Genomic DNA, 4,626 nt, shown 5'->3' with positions numbered 1-4,626 from the left:
ACAAGTGGCATAGGACGTGCTACTGCTCACGAATTTGCAAAACATGGCATCAACCTTATTCTTTGCGGAAGACGTCAAGAGCGTTTAGAAACCATCCAAAAAGCACTGGGACGTCATACCAATGTGCATGTTTTGAATTTTGATGTTCGTGATAAAGCCGCGGTATTTAATGCCATTGAACAACTTCCTGAAGATTTCAAAAACATAGATATTCTTATCAATAATGCAGGAAATGCACATGGATTAGACCCAATACAAGATGGTAGCCTAGACGATTGGGATGCAATGATGGATATCAACGTCAAAGGTTTACTTTATGTAAGTAAAGCCATTATTCCACAAATGACTGAGCGCTGTTCTGGACATATCATAAATATTGGTTCTTCTGCTGGAAAAGAAGTTTACCCAAAAGGAAACGTGTATTGTGCTAGTAAACACGCTGTTTTAGCTATTACTGATGGGATGCGCATTGACTTAAATCCTTATGGCATAAAAGTGACTGCCATAAATCCTGGATTGGTAGAAACCGAATTTTCGCAAGTACGTTTTAAAGGTGATGCTATTGCTGACAATGTATATAATGGCTATAAAGCATTACAGGCTGAAGATATTGCAGAAATTATTCAGTTTGCCATTTCGCGTCCAGCACATGTAAATATTGCTGATTTACTGGTGTTTCCAACAGCTCAAGCCAATAGTGTTACTGTGAAAAAAGAGATGTGATAACTGAGTTAAAACATAGATGGACACAACTTTGTAATAACAAAGATTCTCAATTGACTTCTCAATTATGGAATGAAATTGAAACTCAATATTCTGAAAAATCTCGACATTATCACACTTTAAATCACCTCCATCATATGTTTCAAGCTTATGATGAAGTTGAACCATTAATTCATCATAAAGCAGCATTTCAATTCGCTATATGGTATCACGATATTATATATAAAGCTTCTAAAAACAACAACGAAGAACAAAGTGCTCGAGTTGCTGTAGACAGATTACAAAAATTGAGTTTAGAAAATTCTCAAATTGAGCTAATCAAAACGCTCATTATATCTACAAAAAAACATTCCATATTAGCAGATAAACATATTTCTGATAATGCATATTTATTAGATATTGATTTATCCATATTAGGCTCTCACTGGGACAGTTATCAAAGGTATTGCTCAAATATTCGGAAAGAATATAAAATCTATCCAACTTTCATGTATAACAAAGGTCGAAAACAAGTGTTAAAACACTTTTTAGATAGGAATTCTTTGTATTTTACTGAGTATTTTAAAGGAAAATTTGAAACACAAGCCCGAAAGAATATCAAAAGAGAGTTAGAACTATTATGATTAATAAACGCTTACTTATCAAAAACTTACTCGCTCATAATGATGAGAACAGTTTTTATGATAAAAAGCGAAAGATTAATATCAGCGAAAAAGAAGGTAAAGCAAAGTTCTTAAAACACGTTTGTGCATTAAGTAATAGCAACCCTCAGAACAATTCATTTATTGTTATTGGTGTACAAGACGAAGACAATAAAATTATTGGTGTGGATTTCTTTGATGACAGTAAAATCCAGAACCTTATCAATGCCTATATGACCAATCCACCTATTGTACAATATGAAAACATTCCTTTTCCACATTTACCAGATGACAAGGTTGTTGGCTTAGTCACCATTAGGCCTAAAGGCAATAACAGCATTACCTCACTTCGTAAAAACATTTGGAAGTATTATGGTGGCTCGGTCTTCTTTAGAGAAGGCAGCATTAGCATGCCAAAAGTTTTTGATATAGAAATCAAAGATGTCAATTCTACCATTGTTTCGGCAATAGAAAAGCATGCGCAAAACAACATTCAACATACTCTGGATGGTGTTTTTGATTTTATGAATAAGCGAAAAGATTATGCACCGCAGTATATGGTATTCAAAGAATATTTTGTATTGTGCTGGTCTGGACAAAAGAAAGTGGTGAAAAGTGAAGTATTTTATTCTCGAGTAGATATTGAATTGATCAACGAACAAGTACGTTTATTTTTCTCCAATCTAGATGAAGTTTCTATTGAATATACTACCGATTCTTTTAAAATCATAGAATACGTCAACCTCGGTTTACAAGGTTCCAAAAAGTATTTACAACTAGAAGAAACCATAATTCATTTCAGTAATAACGCCAATTATAGTATAGAATCAAAACTCTTATTTCAACCTCCACAATACGATAAAAAAGTATTACATCATATCTACAACACCAATAATGCTATTTTAGAAAAACTAAAAAAAGGATTAACCCTTAACACACAAGAACGTATTGACCTCAAAAACCTTCCTGTCACTTATTTGATTTGTTATTTTAATCTTTTCCCTGACGCTATTGATAAGCTTACAGAAGCAAAACCATATTTAAAAGCTTACAATAAAGAAGTCTATAAATTATTTAAAGAATCTATGCGAATTCTCAGAAAAGTAAAATACAGCTAAGCTAACTCAACAACTCAAAATTAACCATTCGTACAAAATACATTACCAATCACACAACCTTTAATTTATAAGGTGTTATCTCGACTAGCTTTATAGTTTTAAAAACTTTATTTACAACTAAATAACTAATAATTATGAAAACATCTTTAAAGATTTTTAATCTTCTTTTTGCCGCAATTATGCTATTAAATTTTTCGTGTAAAAGCGATGACGATTCTATAGACGAAGAAGCCACACTACCAGTATTAACACTATCTAACGCAAGTTATGATGCCACATTCTTTTCTACTGGGCAAACAAATGCTCCAACGGTAAATTGGAATGGCAACATTGGAACATTTAGCTTAGGATCTCCTTCGCTAGGTTTTAGTGTAGACGAAGACACAGGAGTTGTTTCTTGGGATCGCTCAATATCTATAGGAAGCAATGAAGTTGAATTAATTGCAACAAACGCTAATGGTTCTGACTCTATAACTATTACAGTACAAAATCAGTTTATGGGAGACTTTTACGGTAATTATAATTATGATCCTAATTCAACAAGCGCCAACAACTATTTAGAAATGAACTTTAATGTAGATGGTAGCATGGGACTTATAGCTAATAATACAAATGCCATCGGAACTTGGACACATTCTGATAATATAATTACCTGCGTATATTCATATGATAATAACAACTCATTTTACTCAATGGTATTTACACTTAATCATGATAATACTTCTGCGCAATTAACAGGTTATTGGAGTATTGGAGAAACTTTACAAGACCCAGCTGATGGATATGTTTACTTAAATCCAAGCACATAAATAATTATAGTAACGAGCTACTTAATTTATTAGCTCAATGGCTTTAAGAATAGAATACGCTAAACTTTATATAAAAAACATAATTTAGACCTACATAAGTCTTATAAAGAAACCATTAGAGTATCACATAAAGTAAAATACAGTTAATTTAGTAAGATTTAAGTCTTGTTTCGTCTGTGTTTTTTGCACCTCATCGAATCATAAATTAATTAGGTACCGATTATACAATTTTTCATACCATTCATCAAAAATTTTGAACAAGCCATAAATATTATACGCATCTTTGAAGTGCTATTAATCAATTACATAACCTTGTTTCACTTAGCTTAATGCTAATTTTGAAACAGGGTTTTTAATTAAATAAAATTCAAAGATTTGTGTTTAGAGGTAATTATACCTTCCGAAGAAACATTCAACCAATTAATGAGTATTGTTTTATAAACCGCTCTAAAATCAATCTCATATTTTAAATCACCATTACCATCTAAATCACTCAAACTTGCTAAATCATTATAAAAACCTGCTTTCTTTAGGTTTTTTCCAATAACAAAAACATTGTTAGCAGCACCATGATCAGTGCCATTAGCAGCATTTTGTTTTACTCGTCTACCAAACTCTGAAAATGTTAAAACAAGTGTATCTTTAAACGTTTGGTTTTGTTTTAGGTCGTTTACAAAAGCCGATACACCTTCTGCGTATTGAGACAATAACCTAGCTTGTTTATATTGCTGATTGGCATGCGTATCAAAGCCTCCTAAAGACGCGTAAAACACTTTTGTTTCTAAATTAGAGTTAATAAACTGTGCTACATTCTTTAATTGTTTTGCAAACTTGCCTGAAGGATAATCTTGCTGCGACAGTTTCACTTTTGTGTTTTCATAAATATATTTAGCAGAAGATTTTGCTTCTATCATAGTTTGGTACAAGTAACCCAAATTATGTTCGTTTAAATGTGTGTCATTATAGTGATTAAGCACACTTTTAAAGTAAGGATCTTTTGCTGTTTTATAAAGCACTTTGTAATCGTTAGTGGCAATACCATTAAAATGCTCCCCTTTCATAGCCAAACTCAATTGTTGGTTCATTTCTATAGCGTTATATGGTTTTTTACCATACTTATCTAGATAACGTCCCAACCAACCACTTTGCAAATACTCATCAGAATTACTTGCAGTTTGCCATATATCCATAGACCTAAAATGTGATCGTACAGGGTTTGGATAACCTACATTATTGATAATTGAAAGTTCACCATTATCATATAATGTGCGCAAAGGAGCTAAACTAGAATGAAAACCTAAATCGTCATTTAGCTTTATAACATCTTTTGTAATT

General features: G+C 32.1%; 5 protein-coding genes. 4 read left to right on the top strand and 1 reads right to left on the bottom strand.

Translation table 11 applies throughout. The annotated features are described in order from the left end of the window. The 4 genes from N4A42_RS14040 to N4A42_RS14025 all read left to right on the top strand — a co-directional run. On the top strand, positions 1 to 723 hold a 723-nt coding region (locus tag N4A42_RS14040; RefSeq protein ID WP_294075306.1), incomplete at its 5' end, for an SDR family NAD(P)-dependent oxidoreductase. Beyond that, positions 720 to 1,346: a hypothetical protein gene (locus tag N4A42_RS14035; RefSeq protein WP_294075303.1), complete on the top strand. Its 627-nt coding sequence runs from the start codon at positions 720 to 722 to the stop codon at positions 1,344 to 1,346. The genes N4A42_RS14040 and N4A42_RS14035, both read left to right, overlap by 4 nt. Continuing rightward, positions 1,343 to 2,482 (top strand): ATP-binding protein, encoded by a 1,140-nt coding sequence (locus N4A42_RS14030; protein WP_294075301.1) that lies wholly within the window; start codon positions 1,343 to 1,345, stop codon positions 2,480 to 2,482. The genes N4A42_RS14035 and N4A42_RS14030 overlap by 4 nt, the downstream gene beginning before the upstream one ends. A gap of 134 nt (positions 2,483 to 2,616) precedes the next feature. Further along, positions 2,617 to 3,291, top strand: coding sequence for a hypothetical protein (locus N4A42_RS14025; RefSeq protein WP_294075298.1), 675 nt, complete (start codon positions 2,617 to 2,619; stop codon positions 3,289 to 3,291). A 356-nt stretch (positions 3,292 to 3,647) separates the two neighbouring features. Here the strand turns inward: N4A42_RS14025 and N4A42_RS14020 are convergent. After that, positions 3,648 to 4,626, bottom strand: a 979-nt coding sequence (locus tag N4A42_RS14020) for a DUF1501 domain-containing protein (protein WP_294075296.1), incomplete at its 5' end; no start/stop codon positions are given.

Source organism: Winogradskyella sp. (assembly GCF_025210595.1).
Lineage (GTDB): Bacteria > Bacteroidota > Bacteroidia > Flavobacteriales > Flavobacteriaceae > Winogradskyella.
Note: the sequence above shows the minus strand (reverse complement) of the source record. Positions and strands in the feature narration are given on the sequence as shown.

Bases quoted from the DNA above. Each gene is read 5' to 3' on its own strand.
- N4A42_RS14030 (WP_294075301.1), top strand. From the start codon at position 1,343: ATGATTAATAAACGCTTACTTATCAAAAACTTACTCGCTCATAATGAT.
- N4A42_RS14025 (WP_294075298.1), top strand. From the start codon at position 2,617: ATGAAAACATCTTTAAAGATTTTTAATCTTCTTTTTGCCGCAATTATG.